Source organism: Eubacterium album (assembly GCF_025336545.1).
Lineage (GTDB): Bacteria > Bacillota > Clostridia > Lachnospirales > Lachnospiraceae > Eubacterium_U > Eubacterium_U album.
This window is the reverse complement of sequence record NZ_JAODBU010000002.1, coordinates 115,679-140,781: the sequence shown is the minus strand read 5'-3', so window position 1 is coordinate 140,781 and position 25,103 is coordinate 115,679. Positions and strand designations below refer to the sequence as shown.

General features: G+C 32.9%; 15 protein-coding genes. 11 read left to right on the top strand and 4 right to left on the bottom strand.

Going from position 1 to position 25,103, the window contains the following annotated elements; translation table 11 throughout:
- Positions 1-182: 182 nt before the first annotated feature.
- Complete coding sequence (locus tag N5B56_RS00810) at positions 183-7,391, top strand: discoidin domain-containing protein (RefSeq protein ID WP_260978095.1); 7,209 nt, start codon at positions 183-185, stop codon at positions 7,389-7,391.
- A gap of 116 nt (positions 7,392-7,507) precedes the next feature.
- Here the strand turns inward: N5B56_RS00810 and N5B56_RS00805 are convergent, their stop codons facing one another.
- From N5B56_RS00805 to ptb, 3 genes are read right to left on the bottom strand one after another with little or no spacing between them, the layout of a single operon-like run.
- Entirely contained in the window at positions 7,508-7,705 is a 198-nt protein-coding gene (locus N5B56_RS00805; protein ID WP_022088165.1) for a PspC domain-containing protein, read from the bottom strand.
- 36 nt (positions 7,706-7,741) lie between these two features.
- Complete coding sequence (gene buk, locus N5B56_RS00800; protein ID WP_022088164.1) at positions 7,742-8,809, bottom strand: butyrate kinase; 1,068 nt, start codon at positions 8,807-8,809, stop codon at positions 7,742-7,744.
- 18 nt (positions 8,810-8,827) lie between these two features.
- Entirely contained in the window at positions 8,828-9,736 is a 909-nt protein-coding gene (gene ptb / locus N5B56_RS00795) for a phosphate butyryltransferase (protein WP_260978094.1), read from the bottom strand.
- Between the two features lie 296 nt (positions 9,737-10,032).
- Between ptb and N5B56_RS00790 the strand changes: the two genes are divergently transcribed.
- The 9 genes from N5B56_RS00790 to N5B56_RS00750 all read left to right on the top strand — a co-directional run bounded on the left by N5B56_RS00790 (position 10,033) and on the right by N5B56_RS00750 (position 22,254).
- Positions 10,033-13,842, top strand: coding sequence for a glycosyl hydrolase (locus N5B56_RS00790; protein ID WP_260978093.1), 3,810 nt, complete (start codon positions 10,033-10,035; stop codon positions 13,840-13,842).
- 259 nt (positions 13,843-14,101) lie between these two features.
- A complete protein-coding gene (locus N5B56_RS00785) occupies positions 14,102-14,917 on the top strand; it encodes an amino acid ABC transporter substrate-binding protein (RefSeq protein WP_147585725.1) in 816 nt (271 codons plus the stop codon).
- Positions 14,918-14,979: 62 nt separating this feature from the next.
- A complete protein-coding gene (locus N5B56_RS00780) occupies positions 14,980-15,630 on the top strand; it encodes an amino acid ABC transporter permease (protein ID WP_346432182.1) in 651 nt (216 codons plus the stop codon).
- 9 nt (positions 15,631-15,639) lie between these two features.
- On the top strand, positions 15,640-16,398 hold the full coding sequence (locus N5B56_RS00775) for an amino acid ABC transporter ATP-binding protein (protein ID WP_260978091.1): 759 nt from the start codon (positions 15,640-15,642) through the stop codon (positions 16,396-16,398).
- A 308-nt stretch (positions 16,399-16,706) separates the two neighbouring features.
- Positions 16,707-17,045 (top strand): PadR family transcriptional regulator, encoded by a 339-nt coding sequence (locus tag N5B56_RS00770; RefSeq protein ID WP_260978090.1) that lies wholly within the window; start codon positions 16,707-16,709, stop codon positions 17,043-17,045.
- On the top strand, positions 17,038-17,784 hold the full coding sequence (locus tag N5B56_RS00765; RefSeq protein ID WP_260978089.1) for a DUF1700 domain-containing protein: 747 nt from the start codon (positions 17,038-17,040) through the stop codon (positions 17,782-17,784). Before N5B56_RS00770 ends, N5B56_RS00765 begins: the two co-directional genes overlap by 8 nt.
- Positions 17,781-18,650: a DUF4097 domain-containing protein gene (locus N5B56_RS00760; RefSeq protein ID WP_260978088.1), complete on the top strand. Its 870-nt coding sequence runs from the start codon at positions 17,781-17,783 to the stop codon at positions 18,648-18,650. The genes N5B56_RS00765 and N5B56_RS00760 overlap by 4 nt, the downstream gene beginning before the upstream one ends.
- Before the next feature lie 111 nt (positions 18,651-18,761).
- The gene (locus N5B56_RS00755) at positions 18,762-20,489 is read left to right on the top strand and encodes an ABC transporter ATP-binding protein (RefSeq protein ID WP_022089279.1); all 1,728 of its coding nucleotides are present in this window, start codon (positions 18,762-18,764) and stop codon (positions 20,487-20,489) included.
- A gap of 1 nt (position 20,490) precedes the next feature.
- The gene (locus tag N5B56_RS00750) at positions 20,491-22,254 is read left to right on the top strand and encodes an ABC transporter ATP-binding protein (protein ID WP_260978087.1); all 1,764 of its coding nucleotides are present in this window, start codon (positions 20,491-20,493) and stop codon (positions 22,252-22,254) included.
- Here the strand turns inward: N5B56_RS00750 and N5B56_RS00745 are convergent.
- On the bottom strand, positions 22,235-23,755 hold the full coding sequence (locus tag N5B56_RS00745) for an oligosaccharide flippase family protein (RefSeq protein ID WP_260978086.1): 1,521 nt from the start codon (positions 23,753-23,755) through the stop codon (positions 22,235-22,237). The two genes, N5B56_RS00750 and N5B56_RS00745, sit on opposite strands and share 20 nt — an antisense overlap.
- Before the next feature lie 107 nt (positions 23,756-23,862).
- Here N5B56_RS00745 and N5B56_RS00740 point away from each other — a divergent pair, with 107 nt between their 5' ends.
- Positions 23,863-24,990 carry a cysteine desulfurase family protein gene (locus N5B56_RS00740; RefSeq protein ID WP_147585732.1) on the top strand — a complete coding sequence of 376 codons (1,128 nt, stop codon included), beginning with the start codon at positions 23,863-23,865 and terminating at the stop codon, positions 24,988-24,990.
- Positions 24,991-25,103: the final 113 nt, after the last annotated feature.

The window sequence follows — 25,103 nt, the reverse complement described above, 5'->3', positions numbered from 1 at the left end:
GGTTTTATTAAAAATGTATAAAAACAATATGAAATGTTAATGAAAACAAGAAAAAATATAGTATAAAACATACAATAATGACAAAAAAAATATAAAAAAGTTTTTTTAGTTTTTTTGATTTTAAATATGAATTATAATATTAATTAGAAGGAAATTAATAAAATTAGGAAGAGGTAAGGGAAATGATGAATAGGTTACTTAAGAGGGGAGTATCATTAATACTTTCAGCAGCAATGGTTTTTACATTGTGTCCACAGACACAACTATTTAGTATTAAAGCTGCAGAAAGCGATGATACTCCTTATGTAATTTCAAAGGGGAGACCAGTTTATGCAAGCTCACAGAATGGTGATGGAAGTGGACCTGAAAAAGCAGTTGATGATGACATAACTACAAGATGGCAGGCAGCACAGAGTGATAAAGATGAATGGTTTTATGTTGATTTAGGAAAGAAAACGGATATTGACCATATTTATATTCAGTGGGAAGCTGCGTATGCTAAAAGGTATGAAATACAGTTATCAGATGATGAAGAAAACTGGACAACTGTATATGAAAAAGGTACTAAGCCGGGTGCATTTGTAAATATGGCAGTGTCATATGAAATTAAGTATGATGATAATAATAAGTGCTTTTATGCAGCAGCTAATTGGACTAGTGTGGATAATGCAGTATACAGAGTAACAGAGAATGATGAAATTGCCTCAGCTCCTGATAATTACAAATTCACAGGACATGGAGTTGCAGGAGGACAAATAAAACTTGATGAGGGAAAGCATACAATAAAGGTTACGGCATTATCTAAAGATGATGGAAAAGAACTTGGATCAGGAACATGCGAAATTGATGTGTCTATTGGAAATAAAGGAAACAATGGAGTAGAGGTTGATTCTTCAGCAAATCTTAAACAGACTATTAATAAAGAAGATATGAGTGCAACATCTGCAAGATATGTAAAGATGCTTTGTACAGAGAGAGCAACTAACTATGGAGTTTCAATGTTTGAATTTCAGGTATATGGAACAGATGGTGTTGTAAAAAGACCAGTAAATTACGGAGAAAACATCGCACTTAATAAAGAAACAAAAACATCAGGCCTAAAAGATGAATGGTGGATGTATGATAAAGAAGGAAATTTATTACAAAAGGAACTTGATAAAGTAGTTGGAAAGAATGCAGTAGATGGTGATATGAATACATCATTCTCATCTAAAAATGATATTAATCAGTGGTTGAGTGTAGATTTAGGTGACAGTTATGATATAGGTCGTATATCTGTTACATGGACGGGTGATGCAGGAAAAGTATATGATTATCAGGTATCAAATGACGATAAAAATTGGACAAGCATATATAGAAATGTTAAAGGAACACCTAATTCTACGGATAATAGACAGGTATATGCACAGAATGTAAGATATGTTCGTGTCTTAGCGTATAGTAAAGTTGAAAAGGGAAGTGGAATAGGGATTTCAGAATTAGAAGTATATAAATATAAAGAAGGTGATGAAAAACCTGCAATTAATTTACCTGAATTACCAAAGACAAAGACAAAGACAGCAGGTAAAGCAACGTATATTTCTAATGATATGTATTTGGAACAGGCAAAAGTTCCGTATTATAAGACAGATAATGTAAAGGCACCTATAGAAAGTAATGACTGGTGGCAGTCAATGCTTATAAAGAAGTTTGGCAATACAATTTGTACAATGCCTTTTAAAGTTAGATTTTCAACAAAAGGATTAAGTGTTCTTACAGCTACAGACGGATGGCTTCAGGATCATGCAGCTACAGCTGTAAATTTATCTGTTATTTCAGAAACAACACCTGACTTTTATATTTTGCCGGAAAATTTAGACACAGATACAGCTTGTGATAAAGTAGCCGGTTATAGTGATTTTTCAGTTACGGCACAGTTAGCTGATGATGATCATGTAGCAATGACAAGTACATTTGTAAAAGGTTCGCCTTATATATATAATGAATTTGGTGATACTTTAGCATTTACAATTACATCGTCTTCTATAACATCTATATTTAATGGAAATGGTGAAGAAATACTTGATAAAGGTTCAGTTACTACAGACCATATCGGACTGGAAATAACAGATAATGATAACAAGGCTAAAACAAATACATCAAAGAGTTATTATTGTTTATCAGTTCCTGAAGGAACAGTATTCAAAAAAGTTGGAAATAATATTAAGGTAGAATTTACAGGTAAAAATGGATACATGTCAATTGGAACAATGACATCAAAGAATCAGATCGAAAAATTCTACAAGCATGGTTATGCATTTGTTGATAAAACTTCTGTAACATATAACTATGATGATGATTTGGCAAAAATGACATCAGTTTATAAGGTTTCAACAACCGTAAAAAGAGAAGGATTTGATGATACAACATTTATGTGTATGATGCCACATCAGTGGAAATATTCATCAAAGAACGGAAGTGAATTTGCAATATATCCATCAGTAAGAGGAGATATGAAAGCCATTCAGAGTAATGAATTTACTACAGTATCTGATTTCTCAGGCTTGATAGCTATATTTGCTAAGCCAAATGGAGAAAAAGATGCAGATGGAACAGCTACATTTGATACAGACGCGGTAGCGAGATATCTTAAGGATTTGGAAAATTCAACAAAGAATATTACACCTGCTGCAGATGCTTATTGGGAAGGTAAGAATTTACATCCTCTTGCAATGGGTGTAATAATGGCAGACCAGATTGGAAATATTGAATTAAAAGAAGTTTTCTTACAAAGACTGAAAGCAAGATTAGTAGACTGGTTTACATACGATGGAAAAAATGACATAAGTTATTTTGTCTATAATGAAGCATGGGGAACTATTTATTATAAAGAAAGTGAATTTGGTGCTAATGCAGCTATCTGTGACCATCATTTCACATATGGATATTTTGTATTTAGCGCAACGGTATTGGCTACATACGATAAAGAATTCTACAATGATTATAAGGATATGATTGAGATTCTTATAAGAGATTATGCAAATCCTACAGCAGACAGTGAATATTGCAGATTCAGAGATTACGATTTGTATGAAGGACATTCATGGGCAGGTGGATATGCAGATAATGATTCAGGTAATAATCAGGAGTCAGCATCAGAATCATTATTCAGCTGGATTGGAATGTATCTATGGGGAGTTCTTACAGAACAGAATTCTTACAGAGATGCAGGTATATTTGGATTTACAAATGAAATGGAAACAGTAAAGCAATACTGGTTTGATTATGACAGAACAACAGATAATAATGGAAATGTTATAAATAGTAACTGGGTTTCGGATTATCCGTATCAGGTAGTTGCTCAGGTTTATGGTGCAATTAATTTTTATGGAACGTTCTTTGGTGGACAACCATTGTATTGTTATGGTATTCATTGGTTACCAATTTCTGAATATTTAACATACTATGGAACAAACCATACAAGATGTGCACAAATATATCAGGGATTGTTAGATGACACTGATAAGGCAATTGAATATGCAGTAATAGATGCTAAAGCAGAAGGTAAATCTGAAGAAGAAATTGAAAAAATTAAAAATGATTATACAAGAGCTGATACAGGTTGGCAGCATATTACATGGCCATATCTGGCTCTTACAAATCCAACTTTAGCAATTGATAAATTCTTAAAGAATGATACTAAAGTACAGAAAACAGATACTGCATTAACATATTGGTATATTAATGCGCTTAAGGAAATAGGTGTAAGAAGTTCAGATTACAAGATTACAGGAATAGGAATAGCCGGAACAGTATATTATAAAGACAGTGAAAAGAAATACACTGCTGAAGTTTATAATCCTACAGGAGAAAGAAAAACAGCATCTGTAAGGGATAATAAAGGAAAAGAAGTAGGAACTGTTGAAGTGGGAGCTAATTCACTTATAAGTTTTGAAATTAAAGGTAAAGGATTTAGCTATAAGCAGATGTCAGCACCTACTATTAAAGCTACATCATTAGCATCTAAGAATGTTACTGAAAATATTTCAGGAACAAAAGAATTTGATGATACACAGTTAGTAGAGTTAGAGTGTGCAGATGAAGGAGCAACTATTTACTATACAACAGATGGTAAAGCACCAAGTAATGAATCTACTAAGTATACAAAAGGTGATAAAATACTTGTATCAAGTGATACAACTCTTAAGGCTGTTGCAGTAAAGGATGGCTGCATTGATTCATCATATTCGACAGCAACATTTAAAATCAAAGGAGAAACAATTCAGGATGATACAAATGTTGCATTGAACAAAACTGTTACTGCAAGTACAGAAGATGGTGGTAATAAAGCGGTAAATTCAGTTGATGGTAAAGAAGATACAAGATGGCAGGCAAAAGCAGATGATTCAAATGAATGGATTCAGGTTGATTTAGGCAGAGTCAGAGTAGTTAACACTGTAAAGGCAAAATGGGAAGCAGCTTATGCAGCAACATATGAGGTTCAGACATCAGTTGATGGAAAAACATGGAACATAGTCGCTACTGAAAATGGTGGAACAGGTTATATAACAACTACATTTGCAGCAACAAATGCCAGATATGTAAAAATACAGACAACGTCAAGAGCAACAGATTATGGATGTTCTATTTTCGAATTTGAAGTTTATGGTGCACGTCAGACTAATAAACCTACATTATCAATTGAGAGTGGAACATATGATGATGCACAGCAGGTTACTATGGAAACAGATGTAAAGGGTGCAGAAATCAAATATACATTAGATGGAAGCGAACCTACGGAAGATTCACAGACATACATTGAACCTATTACAATAAGTGAATCTTCTTACATTAAAGCTGTAACTTACAGAAAAGGAATGACTTTATCTGATGCAGCAGAAGCAGAAGTAATTATAAAGGGAACTTTAGGAATTAATAAGAAAGAAGCGTCAATTCCAAGAGATGGACAATTACAGTTGAATGGATTAAGCGATGAAAAGATAACATGGGAATCATCTGATAGTAAAATTGCAACTGTAGATAAAGATGGACTTGTAAAAGGTGTTTCTGTAGGTGATGTAGAAATAATTGCATCAATTGAAAATGGTAAAACAAAAACATGTAAGGTTACTGTAGTTGAACCAATTCCAATTACAAAGATAACTTTATCTGAAACAGAAGTAACACTTAAGAAAAAAGAGCAGGTTTCATTAGAAGCAGAGATAGAGCCTGAAAATACTACTGATAGTAAAGCTCTTACATGGACTTCAGAGAATGATAACATTGCTTCTGTAGATGATAAAGGAAAAGTAACTGCAAATGCAGTAGGAACTACAAAAATAACAGCCAAAGCAGGAAAAGTATTTGCAGAATGTACAATAACTGTAAGAGATGTTACAACAGAAGAAATGCTTGTAGATGAAAACTTTAACCTCGCTTTACATAAGAATGTTGAAGTATCTTCTCTATATACTAAAGAGGGAAGTCAGACAACAGATATCCTTACAAATGGAGTCCTTACAGATAATATATCATATGAAACAGACTGGGATAAAACAAGAACATATGAATATGTTCTTGTTGATTTAGGAAAGAATTATACAATAGAAGCATTAAATAAGGTCGCAATTAAATTTAGTGCTGAAAATACTGCAGCTGAGAATATGTCAGTTCAGTTCTCAAATAATGGCGTTGATTATGTAACAGCATATGAAAATACTGCGCTTAAGTATAGTGATTCAAAAGAAGGATTATTTACATTTGACACAAATGTAAATACAAGTGAAATGTCTAGTGTAAGATATGTTAAGTTCTATATGAAGGGACATAAAGACTGGGGATTCCAGATGAAAGAAGTTGCGGTCTTTAGTACAGAACAGAATGCTAAAGAAGTTGAATTTGGTACATGTACTCCTCCGACAGATTTCGCAGTAACAACACAAGATTTTTCTCAGATTACATATACTATTACACCGGCAGAAGGACAGGAAGATTACACATACGCAATTTGGATTGATGGAGTACGTATGGGAGAACCTGTAAAAGCAGGAACGTATACATTAGATGGAATAACAGATGGAGAACATGTAGTTGAAGTGCACTCATATTGTAAATTTAAGGATAATGACTACATTGCTTCAAAAGAAGGAATTTCAAGAACAATATCAATTGATGATGGAACTTTGTATAAACGTTTAAATACAAAAAGAAATATTGCAAAAGGTTGTAGTATTTCATTAGATTCAGTTTATTCAGGAGAGGGAAGTCAGGATACAAGTGTCTTAACAGATGGAGAAATATCACAGGCATTGGATAAGGTAGTTGAATCGGTATGGGGCGAAAAAACAGCTGTTATAAATCTTGATTTAGGAAAAGATTACAAAAAAGACCAGATAGACGGAGTACTTTTAGCATTCAAAAATGGAGATACTTATGGTAAAAAATACACTGTAGAATTTTCAGAAGATGGCAAAAACTTTGAACAGGTGGCAACTATTGAAAATAGTGAATTTAAAAATTATTTTGAAAATAAGTTGGATATGTCATTATATAGTCATAGTAAGGTAAGATATGTTAGATTTAATTTACTTGAAGGAGCTACAGGTTGGGGATATCAGATATCTGAAGTAGCTGTATTTGATAAAGGATTCTACAAAGTAACAATTGATGGAAATGTTAAAAAAGTAAAGAATGGAGAAACAATTACCTTACCTGGTGTAAATTCTGAGGGTACAAATAAACTTGGATATTATGATGTTGAAAATGATGAGACAGCAGCACCCGGAGCTACATATCTTGTAACAAAAGATGCTAAATTTGAAACAATTAATATGACAGTTAATTTGTTAAATGGAGCAAGCATGAGATTTTCGGAACCGTCAGGTTTAAGATTCCAGGCAAAAGTTACAACAGATAATGATGGACTTCTTGAACAGAACGCAGATGGTATAGGAAAACTTGTTACAACAGGAACTCTTATAAGTACAAGAGACTTGTATAATGATAACGGTGAGAAAATTGAACTAGATAGTAAATATACTAAGATTAACATTGTAAATACAGGCTGGTATGATGCTAATAAGAATAAGGATTATACTGATGATGTCGGAAATTACTGTGGTTCAATTATAAAGATTGCTAAATCAAATTATAAGAGAGAATTTATTGCAAAAGCTTATGCTACTATAAATTATACTTATTATAATTCAGATAATGGTAACAGTAGCATAACAGTATATTCAACTACAACTGATAAGAATGGAAATGAGATTGATGTAGTTGGAAGAACAATAAATTATGTTGCAACAGCTATAAAGAATTCAATAACATATTATAATTCATTACCTGAAAATGCCAGAAAATACGTTGATATGTATTTAGATGTTTCAGAAGAAAATACAAGCGAAGAATAATGTTTAAAAACTGGTTATAATTTTGGGCTACCCACATATTTGACAAACAACCAAAAAACTCTCCTACAAAATGAACTCATAATGTAGGAGAGTTTTGAATTTATTGCTTTTTCATTCTACATATCGATGATATTATCATCTGGAATTACTAAAGCACATATAATATAAATTATTATACCTGAGCCATAGAAGAGTGAGAGAATAGCCCATATAAGACGTACAACTGTAACGTCAATATTAAGATATTCAGCAAGTCCTCCACATACTCCGGCAAGCTTTTTATTTTTTGATGATTTGTATAATTTACGCTTCATAACTACCTCCGTATAAAGCAATTTTAAAGTAAATAATTAGTAAACCATAGCTTCTTCTTCACCTGTAACAACTCTTAATGCACCCTGAGCAAGAGCTAGTAACTCATCTTCACCAGGATAAATTGTAACTGGAGCAATCCATTCAACAGCAGCCTTCATATCTTCCTGAGTTTTAGCGTTGTAAGCAATACCGCCTGTTAAGATAATCTGATCAACTTTTCCACCAAGAACTACAGACATAGCACCGATTTCTTTGCATAACTGATAATGGAATGCATCAACTACAGCCTTTGCTGTTTCGTTACCTTCTGCAATCATTTTCATTAAATCTCTCATGTCATTTGAACCGACATAAGCGTTGAAACCACCATTACCATTAATCATCTTTCCAACTTCTGCCTGAGTGTATTTTCCACTAAAGCAAGCCTTCATCAATGAACCTGAAGGAAGTCCGCCTGAACGTTCAGGTGAGAATGGGCCGTCACCATCTAATGCATTTGCAACATCAACAACTTTACCATTCTTATGAGCACCAACTGATACTCCGCCACCCATATGAACAACGATTAAATTTAAATCTTCGTATTTCTTACCAACTTCTTTTGCATATCTCTTAGCAACAGCTTTCTGGTTTAATGCATGGAAGATTGAAATTCTAGGGAATAATGGATGTCCTGATAATCTTGCAACATCAGCTAATTCATCAACTACAACAGGATCAACGATATATGATGGAACGTTAATCTGTGCTGCAATTTCATGAGCAAGAATACCACCAAGGTTTGATGCATGCTGTCCCTGCTTACCAATCTTTAAATCTTCAAGTAATTCAGGAGTAGTAGCATATGTACCACCTGGAATTGGTTTTAATAAACCACCACGACCTACAACAACATCAATAGTTGAAAGGTCAACATTCTTTTCTTCTAAGACTTTTAAAATAACTTCTTTACGGAAGTCCTTCTGATCATAAATTGTTGCGTACTGCGCAATTTCTTCAGTTGAATGTCTTAAAGTTTCTTCCATAAGCTGTGTTTCATCTTCGTAAACACCGATTTTAGTAGAAGTAGAACCCGGGTTGATAATTAATATTTTGTATGACATTTTGATACCTCCAAATTATTACATTGCTTCAGCAACTACAGCTGCTAATGCGATTGAATTTACTTTAACTTCAAATTCATCAGAACGTGATGTTAAAATAACAGGGGCCTTTGTACCTGTTAATATGTTGCCATTTTTAACATCTGCTGTATGAACTAAACATTTATATGTGATGTTACCTGCCTGAATATCAGGGAATAATAATACATCAGCATCACCAACAATTTTTCTGTTAGTTGTTCCTTTGTGGAATGCAGCTTCAGGTTCGATGGCAAGATCAAGTGAAAGTGGTCCGTCAACGATACATCCTGTGATTTCTCCATTTTCATTCATCTTAGTAAGTGCTTCAGCATCTACTGTACATGGCATTTTAGGATTTACAACTTCAACAGCTGCAAGAGGAGCTACCTTAGGACATTCAATTCCACATGCATGAGCAATTTCAACTGTGTTCTTAATAATCTGAGCCTTTGTATCAAGGTCAGGATAAGGAACGAATGCAACATCTGATAAGAATAACAAATGATCAATACCCTTAACATCAAATACGCAAACATGTGATAATGTTTTGTCAGTTCTAAGACCAACTTCTTTATCTAATACACTCTTAAGGAATGATTTTGTATCTATAAGACCTTTCATGTACATATCAGCTTTTCCGTCATGAACTAATTTAACAGCTGTTCTTGCTGCTTCGATTGGATCAACAACATTGATGATTTCAAATTCATCTGCATTCATCTTTAAAACACTGGCAATTGTACGAATTTTTTCTTCATCACCAACTAAAATAGCTTCAGCAATATTTCTGTCTTTTGCTGCCTTAACTGCTTCTAAAACTGCATCATCCTGTGCACAGGCAACAGCAACCTTTTTCATAGGGCATTCTGCAACCTTTGCAAGTAAATCGTCAAAACTTTTTGTCATTTTGTTTACCTCTTCAATATTTATAAATTTTTTCAGGAGTATATCCTGCGTTTAACCACTTTAAATAGTAGCACGGTCTATTTGACAGGTCAAGAAATAGAAAGAAAAATAAAGAAAACTTACTTATGTTTATGTGTAAAAATAGAAAAAGGATACTAGGATAAAATATTTGTACTTGTTTCCGGATATAAATTTATACTATAAATAGTATGGAAGTCAAAATAAGGTAGCGGGAAAGTAGTATTTTGTATAACTATTTATGATATGAGGGAACAGTAGAAGGACAGGAGAGTGTTATGAGAAAAAAATTAAGTAAGGTAATGGCATTAATATGCGTTGCTACAATTACAGTAACAAGTATGCCTTATTTGTCTGATTCGACTAAAGGTGCAACTATGGACTTTAGTGCTGAAAACAGTTCAGTAATGGTAGACAAAGGCGGATATAAGAAAGAAGTCTATGGTGTTGGTACAGACGACTGGGGAGTAACATGGACAGATAGAAAAAACAATTTACCTACAAGAACAACATATTTAACAGATAATTACAAAGAAACAGTTGGAACAGTACCTACAAATGATTGGGCGAGCTCAGTTGTATTTGACAAATATTCAGAATCATTGTACGCACATCCACTTGCATACCGCGCAGCAAGTAATGGAATGCAGATGGCATCACCGGCGGTTACTAGTGGTACATCATATGTAGATGGAGAACCTACAGTAGAAAGTCTTTTAGAAGATAATACGGTAGAACTTGTTGTTGGTGGCAATAACTTTAGTGCAAAGGATGCAAAAGTTGATAAAACTACAGACTGGACATACGATATATTGATGGAGAACAATGCTTCAACATCAAGCATAATGGCGACAATCGGAAAAGGAACACCATATGCTTATTACAATTTTAAAAATGTAGAACCTACCATTTCACTTGGAGCAGGTGGAACAGATCTTGCGATATATAAAAATTCAACATCTTCAAATATTTTAGGGGTAAGTCTTAAGAACAGGAAAGACGGAAAGACACATTACTACTTAATCAGTGCACCAAGTGGTACAACATGGGTTAATGCGGGTGGAAAACTCACTGCAAAAATGCCTGAAGGAAAAAACTACATGTCAGTTGCAATATTACCTAACGGAAGTGACAATGCATTTGAATTATACAAAAAATATGCATTTAACTTTATTACAGATACAAAAGTTGAATGGAAATATCTTAAAAATTCATCAAAGGTAGTTACAAAATATAACGTGGTTACAAAGAACATGGAAACAGGAGCAAACGGTGGAGACACAATTATTGCTTTATATCCTCATCAGTGGAGATATGCAAACAGTAAATTTACAGGATATACATACGACACAATAAGAGGGACAATGAAAACAGTTGTTGGAACAAGCTATTCTACAACAATGCAGTATAATGGAATTTTATCATCACTTCCTGTAACAAAAGATGAAGATACAGTAGGAAAAATAAAGGATCAGTTAGGGTATTTATACTCTTATAGAAAATCAAAAGATGATCCAAAGTGGATTTGTTTCTTAGAAGGTCAGTATGGCGGATATGATACATACTGGGTAGGAAAAAATCTTAACACATTATCAGATGCAATATGGCTTGCAGACCAGTTTAAAGATAACGACATGAAGACTATGACAAATGACATGGTTGAAGGTGTTGAAGATTATCTGGAATTTTGGTTTGACCCATATCGGGCATATATAGACGGTCAGCATGTAGATGATTATTTTTATTATGATAAAGAGTATGGAACACTTATTGGCTATCCTACATCATATGATTCAGATAAGCAGGTAAATGACCATCATTTCCATTACGGATACTGGATAAAGGCAGCTGCGGCAGTTGCAATGAAAGACCCACAGTGGGCAAAAGAGTGGGGCGGAATGGTTTATGAAATGATAGGCGATATAGCAAATGCAAATAGAGATGGTAGCAGCTATAACAAAAACAGCGAGACAAGATATCCGTTTTTAAGAAATTTTGATATATACGAAGGTCATTCATGGGCATCAGGAGTTGCAAACTATGAATTTGATGAAAATGGTCAAATGGTGGACAAAAAAGGTGGACTTTCAGGTGGTAACAACCAGGAATCATCATCAGAGTCAGTAAATGCATGGTCTTCACTTATTCTTTGGGGAGAAGCTGTTGGCGATGAAAGAATCAGAGACCTTGGAATCTACATGTACACAACAGAAATAGCAGCAATTGAAGACTATTACTATGATGTACATAATGAGATTTTTACTAAAGAATATAAAGATAGTAATAATTATAATATCCAGACAGTAACAAGATTGTTTGGCGGAAGATATGATCATACAGCATGGTGGACAGAAAATCCAATAGAAGTTACTACAATTACAATGCTTCCAATATCAGGGGCAACACTTTATATGGGAAAATACAAAGACAAGGTAAAGAATGTAGTTGACAGCATAGGAGAAAACAGTAAGCAGTGGAGTAATTTTGTGAACAATAAGGAACAGATTTGTACAAATTACGGAAAAAAAGATATGCTTACTGATCCTAAGACAAATCAGGACGTGGTTGCTGAATACTATGCATACTATGACCCGGATGCAGCACTTGCAAAAGTTGATTTAAGTGATAGCGGAAAAGTTGAAAATGGTGAATCAAGAGCACATACATTAGCTTACATTACAAGTTTGAAAGAATATGGAAACCAGAATTTTGATATAACAGGAAGTACTCCATTTTCAGTTGTATTAGAGAAAAATGGAGTTAAGACTTACGTTGTAGAAAATCACACAGATAAGACACAAAGAACATATTTCTCAGATAAGACATATGTTGATGTACCGGCAAATTCAGTTTATGCAGGTGGAAAGAGCGGAGATGGAGAAAATCCAAATAAAGATGATTCACAGGAAATAACAAAGCCTGAAGCAACTACAGCAAAACCGGAGGCAACAACACAGAAGCCACAGGAGACAACAAAGCCTGAAGCAACTACAGTTAAGCCAGAGACAACAACACAGAAACATGAGGTTACAACAAAACAAGAAACAACAACAAAGCCTGCGACTGATGATTCAAAATATGCATCATTAAATTACATTGACATAGGAAATAACAAAAATAATGAATTTGACCAGAGCGTATCAGGATGTAAATATGCAGTAGTAAACGGAACAATAAATGTATGCCAGTTCCAGAATACAGGATTTGGCGAGCTTTATATGGCAGTAGGCGGAATATCAGCAGCAAACTTTACAGCGACAATTAACGGGCAAAAAGTTACAAGAACAGAAGGAACAGGATTGTTTATAAATCCAGTAGTGGATTACATTACATACAAATACAATGTAGTTGAAATAACAGCAGATGATGGAACAGCCACAGTAATTATAATGAATCCGAATAAAACAGGAACTTATAATGAGTCATCAATAATAGAAACAACTACAGAAAAACAGAGTGAAACTACAACAAAGGAAGAGACAACAAGTAAAGTAGAAACAACTACAGAAAAGCAGAATGAAACTACAACTAAAGAAGAGGCAACAACAAAAGAAGAGGCAACAACAAAAGAAGAGACAACAACTAAAAAACAGGAAGAGACAGTAAGTAAAGAACAAACAACAACTGACAAGTTGCATGAATCTACAACAGAGCAGATACAAGTTACAACAAAAGACGAAATTAAAGAAAATCAGTCAACAAAAGATAATAACCATTCAGATGTGACAACAACTGCGAATAGTGAAAACTTAAATAAAGAAGGCCTTAGTACAGGTGGAGTAGGTAATGGTGAAAAATATCAGGCACCTGGTAAAGTTAAAAAACTTAAAGTAAAGAAGAAAAGCCTTAAGAAGATTCGCCTAAGTTGGAAAAAAGTAAGTGGTGCAAACGGATATCAGGTTTCTGTAAAAGTTAGAAAGAAAGGCAAATTTAAAGTTGTAAAGACAATAAGAAAAAATAAGAATAAATATATTAGACGCAAATATAGAAATAAAATTATTTATGTTAAGGTAAGAGCGTACAAAATAGTTGCCGGAAATAAAATTTATGGAAAATATTCTGCTACAAGAAAATATAAAAATAAATAAGATGTTGGGCAGGTTCAAAGGTCTTTCATCCACACATGAGCAAGCTCATGTGGGTTTAAACATTTTGACTCTGGCATCATAAAGAAGATAAAGCAAAGCCATCATTAAGAAAATAGATTTTAATGGTGGCTTTTAATTGGAAAAATAAAAATAAGTTGACTTTTTTCCTGCAATTTGATAGCATTACGTGGTACACTTTAGTTTGATAAAGTAGTAAAACGATAAATGAAAGAAAACATCTTTAATTTAGGAGGAAATTATGAGAAAATTAGTAGCATTAGCTTTATCATGTGCAATGGTATTTTCAATGACTGCATGTGGAAGCAAGGATAATGGAAGTAAAGATAATGGTAGCAAGAGTGATAGTGGAAAAACAACTTTTACAGTAGGATTTGATGCTGAATATCCACCTTACGGATACATGGATGATAGTGGTGAATATACAGGATTTGACCTTGAACTTGCACAGGCTGTATGTGATATTGAAGGATGGGAACTTGTAAAGACTCCTATCGACTGGGATTCAAAGGACTTAGAGTTAAATAATGGAAACATTGATTGTATTTGGAATGGATTTACAATGAATGGAAGAGAAGATGATTATACATGGTCAGACCCATATGTAAATAATGAACAGGTTATGATTGTTGCTAAAGATTCAGGAATTAAGAAGTTAGCTGACCTTAAAGATAAATATGTAGGTGTTCAGGCAGGAAGTGCAGCACTTGGTTTATTAAAAGAAGGTGGGGATCAGGAAGATTTAGCTAAGACATTTGCAGATTTACAGGAATATGCAGATTACAATACAGCATTTGCTGAATTACAGGCAGGAACAGTAGATGCAGTTGCAATGGATATAGGTGTTGCTAAGTATCAGATTGAATCAAGAGATGATGGATATGAAATCCTTGATGAGAAATTGAATTCTGAACAGTATGCAATTGGATTTAAGAAAGGTAATACTGAACTTAGAGATAAGGTGAATGCAGATATTAAGAAGTTGTATGAAGACGGAACAGTAACAAAACTTGCTGAAAAATATGGAATTGATGATATGATTTGCTTAGGAGAATAATCTAAGATAATCTGGAGGAAATAATGACTTTACAAACAGGAATGATGTTGTTAGCAGCAAAAATGCCATTGGATATGATGATATCTAAGATGTCAGAAGGTATGGTAGAAACATTAAAAATATTTTTTCTAACCCTTCTGTTTTCATTACCGCTTGGTTTGGTTATTGCATTTGGCAGAATGGCAAAAAACAGAATATTAAGATATATAGTAACAGTGTACATAGCAATAATGAGAGGAACTCCATTGATGTTGCAGGTAATGGCAATTTATTTTGGACCTAATTATTTACTTCATATTCGTATACCAAGAAGTTACAGATTTATTGCCATAATAGTTGCATTTGCCTTAAATTATGCAGCTTATTTTGCAGAAATATATCGTTCAGGTATTGAATCGATGCCTGTTGGACAATATGAGGCAGCAAGATTACTTGGATATAATAAGGCACAGACATTCTTTAAAATAATTTTACCGCAGGTTATTAAAAGAATTCTTCCATCAATTACAAATGAAGTAATATGTCTTGTAAAGGATACTTCACTTGCATTCTCAATTGCTTATTTGGAAATGTTTACAGTAGCAAAGCAGATTGCATCATCTAATACAAGTTTTACACCATTTATTATTGCAGGTGTGTTCTATTTTATTTTTAATAGTGTAGTTGCATGGGTAATGAACTTTGCAGAAAAGAAATTAAATTATTACAAATAGGAGGGGAATATGAGCGTTTTAGAAATGAATAATATTCAGAAACACTTTGGTGATTTAGAAGTGTTAAAAGACATTTCCCTTTCAGTTAATAAAGGTGAAGTATTGTCTATCATTGGACCGTCAGGTTCAGGAAAGTCAACATTATTAAGATGTGCAGTTAATTTGGAAAAAATTGATGGTGGAAAAATAACATATAATAATGATGTGATGGCTGATACACATAATGGCAAAGTAATGTATGCAAAGAAAAATGAATTAAAGAAAATCAGAGATTCATTTGGGCTTGTATTTCAGAATTTCAATCTTTTTCCACATTATTCAGTATGGAAAAATGTTATTGATGCACCAATTCATGTACAAAAAAGAGATAGGGCAGAAGTTGAAAAGACTGCGATGGAATTGCTTGAAAAAATGGGTATAGCAGATAAGAAAGATTCTTATCCATGTCAGTTATCAGGTGGTCAGCAGCAAAGAGTTTCTATTGTAAGAGCACTTGCAATGAAACCGGATATTTTGTTTTTTGATGAACCAACATCAGCTCTTGATCCCGAGTTGACGCAGGAAATTCTTAAAGTTATAAAAGAATTGGCAGATGAACATATGACAATGGTTATAGTTACTCATGAAATGTCATTTGCAAAAGAAGTTTCAAATAGAATTATATTTATGGAACATGGCGTTATTGTAGAAGATGGAACACCGCAAGAGGTATTTGCATCAGAAAATCAGAGAACAAAAGAGTTTCTTGGTAAATACAGAAATTTGTAAATTTAATAAATATAAAAGTTATAGCGTAGTGGTTTAGACCAAACCTAAAAAGTTAGACAAAAATCTGACAATTGTAGGTTGGAACAACAGCTACGCTTTTATTATTGTTATAGAAACTGTGAATTATATAATTACATTAAATTAGAGTTGCGAGTTTTTAGTTATAATACATTTAACAAATGATTGCATTTTTTAGAAAAAAACTGAAAAATTTTATTCCTGGTTATTTTGTATCACATAATATGTAGTTGACATACAATACTATACGACATATAATATAAAAAAAGAAATAATATGGAGGAGTATCTATGATATTTAATACAGGAGCTGCTTTATTGGATGCAATAGTATTAGCCGTTGTATCGAAGGAAAAGGATGGAACTTATGGATATAAGATAACCCAGGATGTTAGAAGTGTTCTTAGTGTATCTGAATCAACGTTGTATCCGGTGCTTAGACGATTACAAAAAGAAGGTTATTTTGAATTGTATGATAAAGCCATAGATGGAAGAAATAGAAGATATTACAAGATTACTGAAACCGGAAGAGAAAAGTTAAATATGTATGTGAAGGAATGGGGTAATTATTCTAAGAAAATAACAGATTTATTTGAATATAGAGAAATAGGAGGAAATGAAAATGACTAGAAAAGTTTTTATGGAAATATTAGAAAAAATGTTATCAGATGTTTCTTTTAATGATAGATATGATGCTTTAAGTTATTATAAAGAATATTTTGATGATGCAGGAATCACGGAAGATATGGTTGTACCTGAAAGTGTAGGAACACCTGAACAGATAGCGATGAGATTAAAGAAAAGCATTAATAGCGGAGAGAATATAACCAGTGAAAATATTAATGTAGGTGGAACTTATAATAGAGATAATACAAGTGGTTCATACAATACAAATCAAAATACCGGCAATAGCTATAATAATAGTCAAAATGCAGGACAGTATTCATATAATAATTCTCAAAATACAGCACAATATGAATATAATAATGCAGGACAATACAATAAGAAAAATGATGAAAGAGCAATTAAAATAATTGTTGCTATCATAATTGCGGCAGTTACATTCCCAATATGGAGTGGAATAATTCTTGGAATTTTAGGAACTATCATTGGCATTGTGTGTGGACTTGGTGGTACTATAATTGGATTAGGAGTAGCAGGAATCTCATTAATTATAGTTGCAATAGTTTCAGGGTATGGATTTGCAACATCAGTATTGCTTATGGGAATAGGATTAATTTTATTTGGTGTAGCAATATTGTTAGTAATACCGGAAGCGTTGTTTTGTATTAAATTTTTGCCATGGTTATTTAAACAGGTTGCAGAATTAATTCATAAAATAACAGGCAGAAAGGAGTTTAATGTATGAAAAAATTAATAAAAATAATAACAATCGTAGGAGTGATTGCTGTTGTAATGGGAATAGCATGTACGGTAGTGGGTGTTTCAAGAGGCGGATCGAAGAATTTTAAAGAGGAAATTGGAAAAACATTTGCAAAGACAAAAGTCAAGTTCGATAAGAAAAATACAAAAGGAATGACAAAATTACAAAACAACAGTGATACAATTGACATGTTATCAGTTAATAATTTAAGACTTGATTTATCAACAGCGTCATATGATATTGAAGAATGGGACAAAGAACAGATAGGATTTTCTTATGATGCAGATATAATGGAAGTTTATTATTTAAATGAAGGAGATTCACTAAATGTTTTAATACAATACAAGAAAAAATGGAAAAAAGGTGAACGAGATGTAACAGTTTACTTGCCAAGAGGAAAATCATATAGCAATTTTAATTATAGTCTTTCAGCAGGAGAAGCAGATATTGAAAATATATCAGCTGTATATGCAACAATTAATAATGATGCAGGAAGTACATCAATTGATAGCCTGCAATCAGCATCTACAGACATTACTGTGAATATGGGAGAATTATCAATTGACAACTTATCAACAGATACGATGAATACAGATATATCTATGGGAGATTTTGATGTGGAGGGACAGATAAATGGTGCTGCGAAGATTGACTGCTCTATGGGAGATGTTTCAATGACATTGAATGATGGACCTGAGGCATATAATTATCAGTGGGATATAAATATGGCTGATTTGTATGTTGAAAATTGTATAGACAAATCTGATTTTTCAAGTGATGGAAATAAAGATAATGGTGCAGAAAAGATGATAAGTATAGAATGTGATATGGGAAGCGTTGAAATTGATTAACATTTTTCTACTATAATGTGATAAAATGCTATGGCAGGTGTGCAAATAAGTATACCTGCCATAATATTTTTACATAATAAGAATAGCATTTAAAAAATGGGAGAAATTTAAATGAAAAGTTTATTAAAGTATTTAAAGAATTATAAGAAAGAATCAGTGTTTGCTCCCCTCTTTAAGATGTTAGAAGCATCGTTTGAATTATTTGTGCCTTTAGTAGTAGCGAAAATAATAGATAATGGTATTGCTAAAGGGGATAATATTTATGTTCTGAAAATGGGAGGAGCTTTACTTTTACTTGCTATAATTGGACTTACATGCTCTTTAACGGCACAGTATTTCGCAGCAAAGGCAGCGGCAGGATTTGGAACAGAAGTAAGACATGCATTGTTTAAACACATTCAGACATTTTCCTATGATGAGATTGACAGATTAGGCTCATCTACACTTATTACAAGATTGACAAGTGATTTGAATCAGGTTCAGTCTCAGGTTAATATGTTTTTAAGATTGTTCCTAAGGTCTCCGTTTATTGTGTTTGGCGCAACAATTATGGCATTTACGGTAGATGTTAAGGCAGCACTTGTATTTGTTGTAGCGATTCCCATTCTTGCAGTAATTGTATTTGGAATTATGCTTGCAACAATCCCAATGTATAAAAAAGTTCAGAATGGTTTGGATAAAATTTTATCTGAAACAAGGGAAAATCTATCCGGAACAAGAGTAATCAGAGCATTTAATAAAGAACAGAATGAAATTGATAGTTACAATGAAAGTAATGATGCATTAAATAAATTTCAGATTTTTGTTGGAAAAATATCCGCAGTTATGAATCCACTCACATTCGTGGTAGTAAATTTTGCCATGATTGGAATTATTTATGTAGGGGGAATAAGAGTAGATGCCGGATATCTTACACAGGGAATGGTTGTAGCACTTATCAATTATATGTCACAGATTTTAATAGAATTGATAAAACTTGCAAATCTTATTATTAATCTGACGAAAGCGTTTGCCTGTGCAAATAGAATTGAAGATGTTATGAAAGTTGAATCTTCAATGAAATTTGGAAATGAAACAGAAGGAAAGAATAAAGAAATTGCAGTCGAATTTAAAGATGTTTCACTTATGTATGCAGGTTCTAGTGAAAATACGATAGAAGGACTTAATTTAAAGGTTTTAAAAGGACAGACTATAGGTGTAATAGGCGGAACAGGCTCAGGTAAAACGTCTCTTATAAATATGATTCCAAGATTTTATGATGCAACTAATGGTGAAGTCTTTGTAAATGGAACAAATGTTAAGGAATACACTGAAGAAGGTCTTAGAAATAAAATAGGAATTGTTCCACAAAAAGCAGTTTTATTTAAAGGAACAATTAGAAGTAATCTTTTATGGGGAAATGAGAGTGCAACAGAAAATGATTTGATGGAAGCGTTAAAGCAGGCACAAAGCTATGATTTTGTTATGCAGAAAGAAAATGGAATAGATTCTGTTGTAGAACAAAATGGACGAAATTTCTCAGGTGGACAGAGACAGAGACTTACAATTGCAAGGGCTTTAGTAAGAAAGCCGGAAATTCTTATATTAGATGACAGTTCATCAGCACTTGATTATACAACTGACGCTAATTTGAGAAAAGAGATAGCAAAGCTAAAAGATATGACAGTATTTATCGTATCTCAAAGAACAGCATCAATTATGGATGCAGATCAGATTGTTGTGCTTGATGATGGAAATATTATGGGAATTGGAACCCATAAGGAATTATTAGAAAATTGTGAGGTATATAAGGAAATATATGAATCACAATTTAAAAAGCCGGAAAAGGAGGAAATGTAAGATGAAAGAAAAGACATTGACTCAAAAGCAGGCTTTGGAAAAAGTAATAAAGCATATAAAAAAATATTGGTATTTACTTGGCGGTTCACTATTTTTTGCACTAGTGTATGTTGCTCTTTCATTGTATGTACCAATTCAGTTAGGAAATGCTACAGACCTTATTTTAGGTAGGGGAAAGGTAGACTTTACAGAGATTGGACTTATAGCTGTTAAAATAGCCGCGTTTACTTTAATAGCTGCATTTGCACAGTGGATAATGAATAACTGTAATAATAAAATTACTTATAATGTAGTAAGAGATATTAGAGAAGAAACATTTGAACACTTACAGAAATTGCCACTTAAATATATTGATAGTCATTCTAATGGAGAAACAGTAAGTAAAATAATCACAGATGTAGATCAGTTAGCAGATGGCTTGCTTATGGGATTTTCTCAGTTATTTACAGGTATTGTTACAATTCTATTGACGTTAGTATTTATGCTCACAATAAGTATTAAAATTACATTGGTTGTAGTTTTAGTAACACCTGTTTCTTTATTTGTAGCTAAATTTATTGCAACAAGAACTTATTCAATGTTTAAAAAACAGTCAGAAACAAGAGCTAAGCAGACGGCATTGATAGATGAAGTGATTGGAAATGGAAAAGGAAAAGTTGTAAAGGCTTTTGGAAGAGAAGATGAAGTTGTAGAACAGTTTGATGAAATTAATGAGGATTTAAGAAAATATTATTTAAAGGGTACATTTTTCTCATCAATTACAAATCCGTCAACAAGATTTGTTAACAGTCTTGTATATGCAGGAGTAGCAATTTCAGGTGGTATTATTGCAATAACAGGAGGAATTACAGTAGGTAATTTACAATGTATTTTAAGTTATGCAAATCAATATACTAAACCATTTAATGAAATTTCAGGCGTTGTTACGGAACTTCAAAATGCGATTGCCTGTGCAGGAAGAGTATTTGTCCTTCTTGAAGAAGAACCGGAAATCGAAAATAAAAATGCAATAGATATTGAAAATGCATCAGGAAGTGTTGAATTAGACCATGTTAATTTCTCATATACACCTGATAAGAAATTAATTGAAGATTTAAATTTATGTGTCGAACCGGGTAAAATGATTGCCATTGTAGGACCGACAGGATGTGGAAAGACAACTATAATTAATCTTTTAATGAGATTCTACGACGTTAACAGTGGAAAAATCACGATGGATAGCCATAATATAAAAGATATAACAAGAAAAAGTCTTAGAAAATCTTACGGAATGGTGTTGCAGGAAACATGGCTTAAAAATGGTACGATAAGAGATAATATAGCAATGGGAAAAGAGGATGCAACATTAGAAGAGGTAATAGAAGCAGCCAAGTTATCCCATGCACATAGTTTTATTAAGAGGCTCCCAAATGGATATGATACTGTAATTGGTGATGATGGCGGAAATCTTTCACAGGGACAGAAACAGTTACTGTGTATAGCAAGAGTTATGCTTTGCCTTCCACCAATGCTTATTTTAGATGAAGCTACATCATCTATTGATACAAGAACGGAAATACGAATCCAGAAAGCATTTGCTAAGATGATGAAAGGAAGAACAACTTTTATTGTTGCACATAGACTTTCAACTATCAAAGAAGCAGATACAATACTTGTTATGAATGATGGAAAGATTATAGAGCAGGGAAATCATAATCAGCTGCTTGCAAATAAAGGATTTTATTATGAACTTTACAACAATCAGTTTAGTTCAGTAAATTCTTAAACTTTTGCCATTGTTTATAGGCAAATGAAAAAAATATAAGGCTAATAATTATTGCACACAAAAATTGCGAGCCATAATTAAAAATTAAAGAGTGGGAAGTTGATGAACCACTAAAAATATGTATAAAAATATAACCTGTTGTCAGGCTTAAGGTTAGCCAGATGACAGGTTTTATTATGTTTGCAACAGGAGAAAAATTAACAGCAACTTCTTTAGAAATATAGCGTAAATGAAGTGAAACAGTTATCAATTCGCTTAAGAGCATTCCCCAGAAATAAGCTTTTATTCCATAAAAAGGAACAAGTAGAAGTAAAAATAATAATCTTATAATTATGGCGGCCATATTATGAATAAACGCAGCAGTAGTTTTTCCAAGACCATGCAAAATAGAGCCAAAAGATATGGACATATACATTAAAGGACATAACCAGGACAGCGTTTTAATATATGAACCGGCACTTGCATGACCAAATATGTCTTTCCCAATAAAATCTCCGAAAAAAATAAAAAAGCCAATACAAAAAATACCTGTAACTAAAGAAAACCATATTGTGAAATTTGTTGTAATTTTTATTTTTTCTTTGTTCCCTGAAACATTTGCGTCAGCAATTGTAGGCATAATCATCATTGCAATAGAATTGCTAATAGCTGATGGAAATGTAATTACAGGCAAAGTTATTCCAGCAAGAATCCCATATAAAGTAAGGGCTGAATTAGAACTTAGGCCGTATTTGACAAGCATAAACGGAATTAGTATAGCTTCCGCACTTTGAAAGAAAGTCAGTAAAATTTTATTAAGAGTAAGAACATAAGAAACGTTAAAAAGCATTTTCATTTTTGAAAAAATGTTTGAAAAATTATCTTTTGAAAAGAACGAAATCCCATAATTTGAGACAACCAATATGCAGTAAACGGTTCCTGCAATTTCAGATAAAATAAGAGAAAAGACAGCAACTTTAGGTGTTAGGGCATACCCTTTAGATGTAAAAATAACATAAAAAATAAACAAGGAAGCTAATTTGAATACCTGTTCTAAAACCTGAGCTATTGATGGGATAAGAGGTTTTTTTAATCCAAGATAAAAACCTACGGTACAGGCATGGAGAACAGTCATAGGTATAGTGTAAGAAGCGTATTTTAAGAGTACGGCACAATTTGGTTCGCCTAAAAAAGAAGCCAAAACATTAGAAAAAAAATACATAATAAACGAGGCGATAACAGCAAGAAATTCAGACATGATAATACTTGCCGTAAATATTGAAAAACTCTTTTTTAAATCTTTACTTTCAGCAACAAATCTTGATACAGCAGTTTGTATTCCACCGCATGAAAGAGAAATAAAGAAAGCAAGTACGGGAAAAATCATTTGAAAAAGGCCAAGCCCTTTAGCACCAATTAAGTTAGATAAGAATATTCTATATAAGAAACCAATAACTCTGCTTGCAATCCCGGAAAATGTAAGCATAATGGTTCCTAAAATAATAGTAGTCTGTTTTGACATAAAATTCTCCATTCTGCTTTTTACTATAAAGAAAAATAAAGCAGAAAATTTATTAGTTCATAATATGATGCAAAGTACTTAAAAATGATTAATGAGAGGGTGAAATTTTGATATATTTAGATAACGCTGCAACTACGGCAGTATGTAAAGAAGCAAAAGAAGCGATGGTTCCGCTTTTAGAAGATGAGTATGGAAATCCATCTGCAAATTATCCTTTTGGAGATAGGGCAGGAAGTATCGTCGAAAGAGCAAGAATAAGGATGGCAGGAATGATTAATGCAAATCCTGAAAATATCATATTTACATCAGGAGGAACTGAATCAGATAATAGTGCTGTGCTTAAAATAAAGGATATTGAAAATTCGCATATTATTACAACAAAAATTGAACATCATGCAATATTAAATACCTGTGAATACGCTAGAAAAAAAGGTGCAGAAGTAACTTACCTAAATGTAAATCCGGATGGAGAAATAAATATTGATGAATTAGAAAAATCTATAAAGGAAAATACAAGGCTTATATCGGTCATGTTTGCAAATAATGAAATAGGAACAATAGAACCGATAGCAAAGATAGGGCGTTTAGCAAGAGCATATGGAATAACTTTTCATACAGATGCCGTACAGGCATTTGGGCATGTTCCGATAAATGTTGCAAGGATGAATATTGACATGATGAGCGTAAGTGCACACAAATTTAACGGACCTAAAGGTGTTGGGTTTCTCTATGTAAGAAATATAGATGATTTTGAACCACTTATATGGGGTGGTGGACAGGAAAATGGAAAGCGTTCAGGAACTGAAAATGTAGCAGGAATTGCTGGAATGGAGCAGGCAGCAATTCAGTCGATTAAGAACATGAGTTATAGAATGCAAAAAGAACAGTATTTGCGTAATTATCTCATAAATCGTGTTATGAATGAAATTGATGATGTAAAACTTAACGGACATAAATTTAAAAGGCTTCCCGGAAACGCAAATTTTAGTTTTAAAAATATAAACGCTGCTAAATTGGTTGAAGATATGGGAAATGAAGGCATTTGTATTTCAGCAGGCTCGGCCTGTGCGGCGGCAGGAGGAAAACCGTCGCAGGTTATTATGGCTATAAATGTTCAGAAAGAGTATGCTTATGGAACAGTAAGAATAACTATATCACATGAAAATACAAGAGATGAAATTGACAGGACAGTAGAAATAATGAAAAAGTTAATAAAACTGCAAAGAGAACAGTAGAAAACTAATGAATTATATAAAAGTAAAAGCATCCGCATAAACATCATTGTTATAAAATAAGTTTGTGTGGATGTTTTTATATGTATTCAATAATCTTTGAATTTCAACAGTAA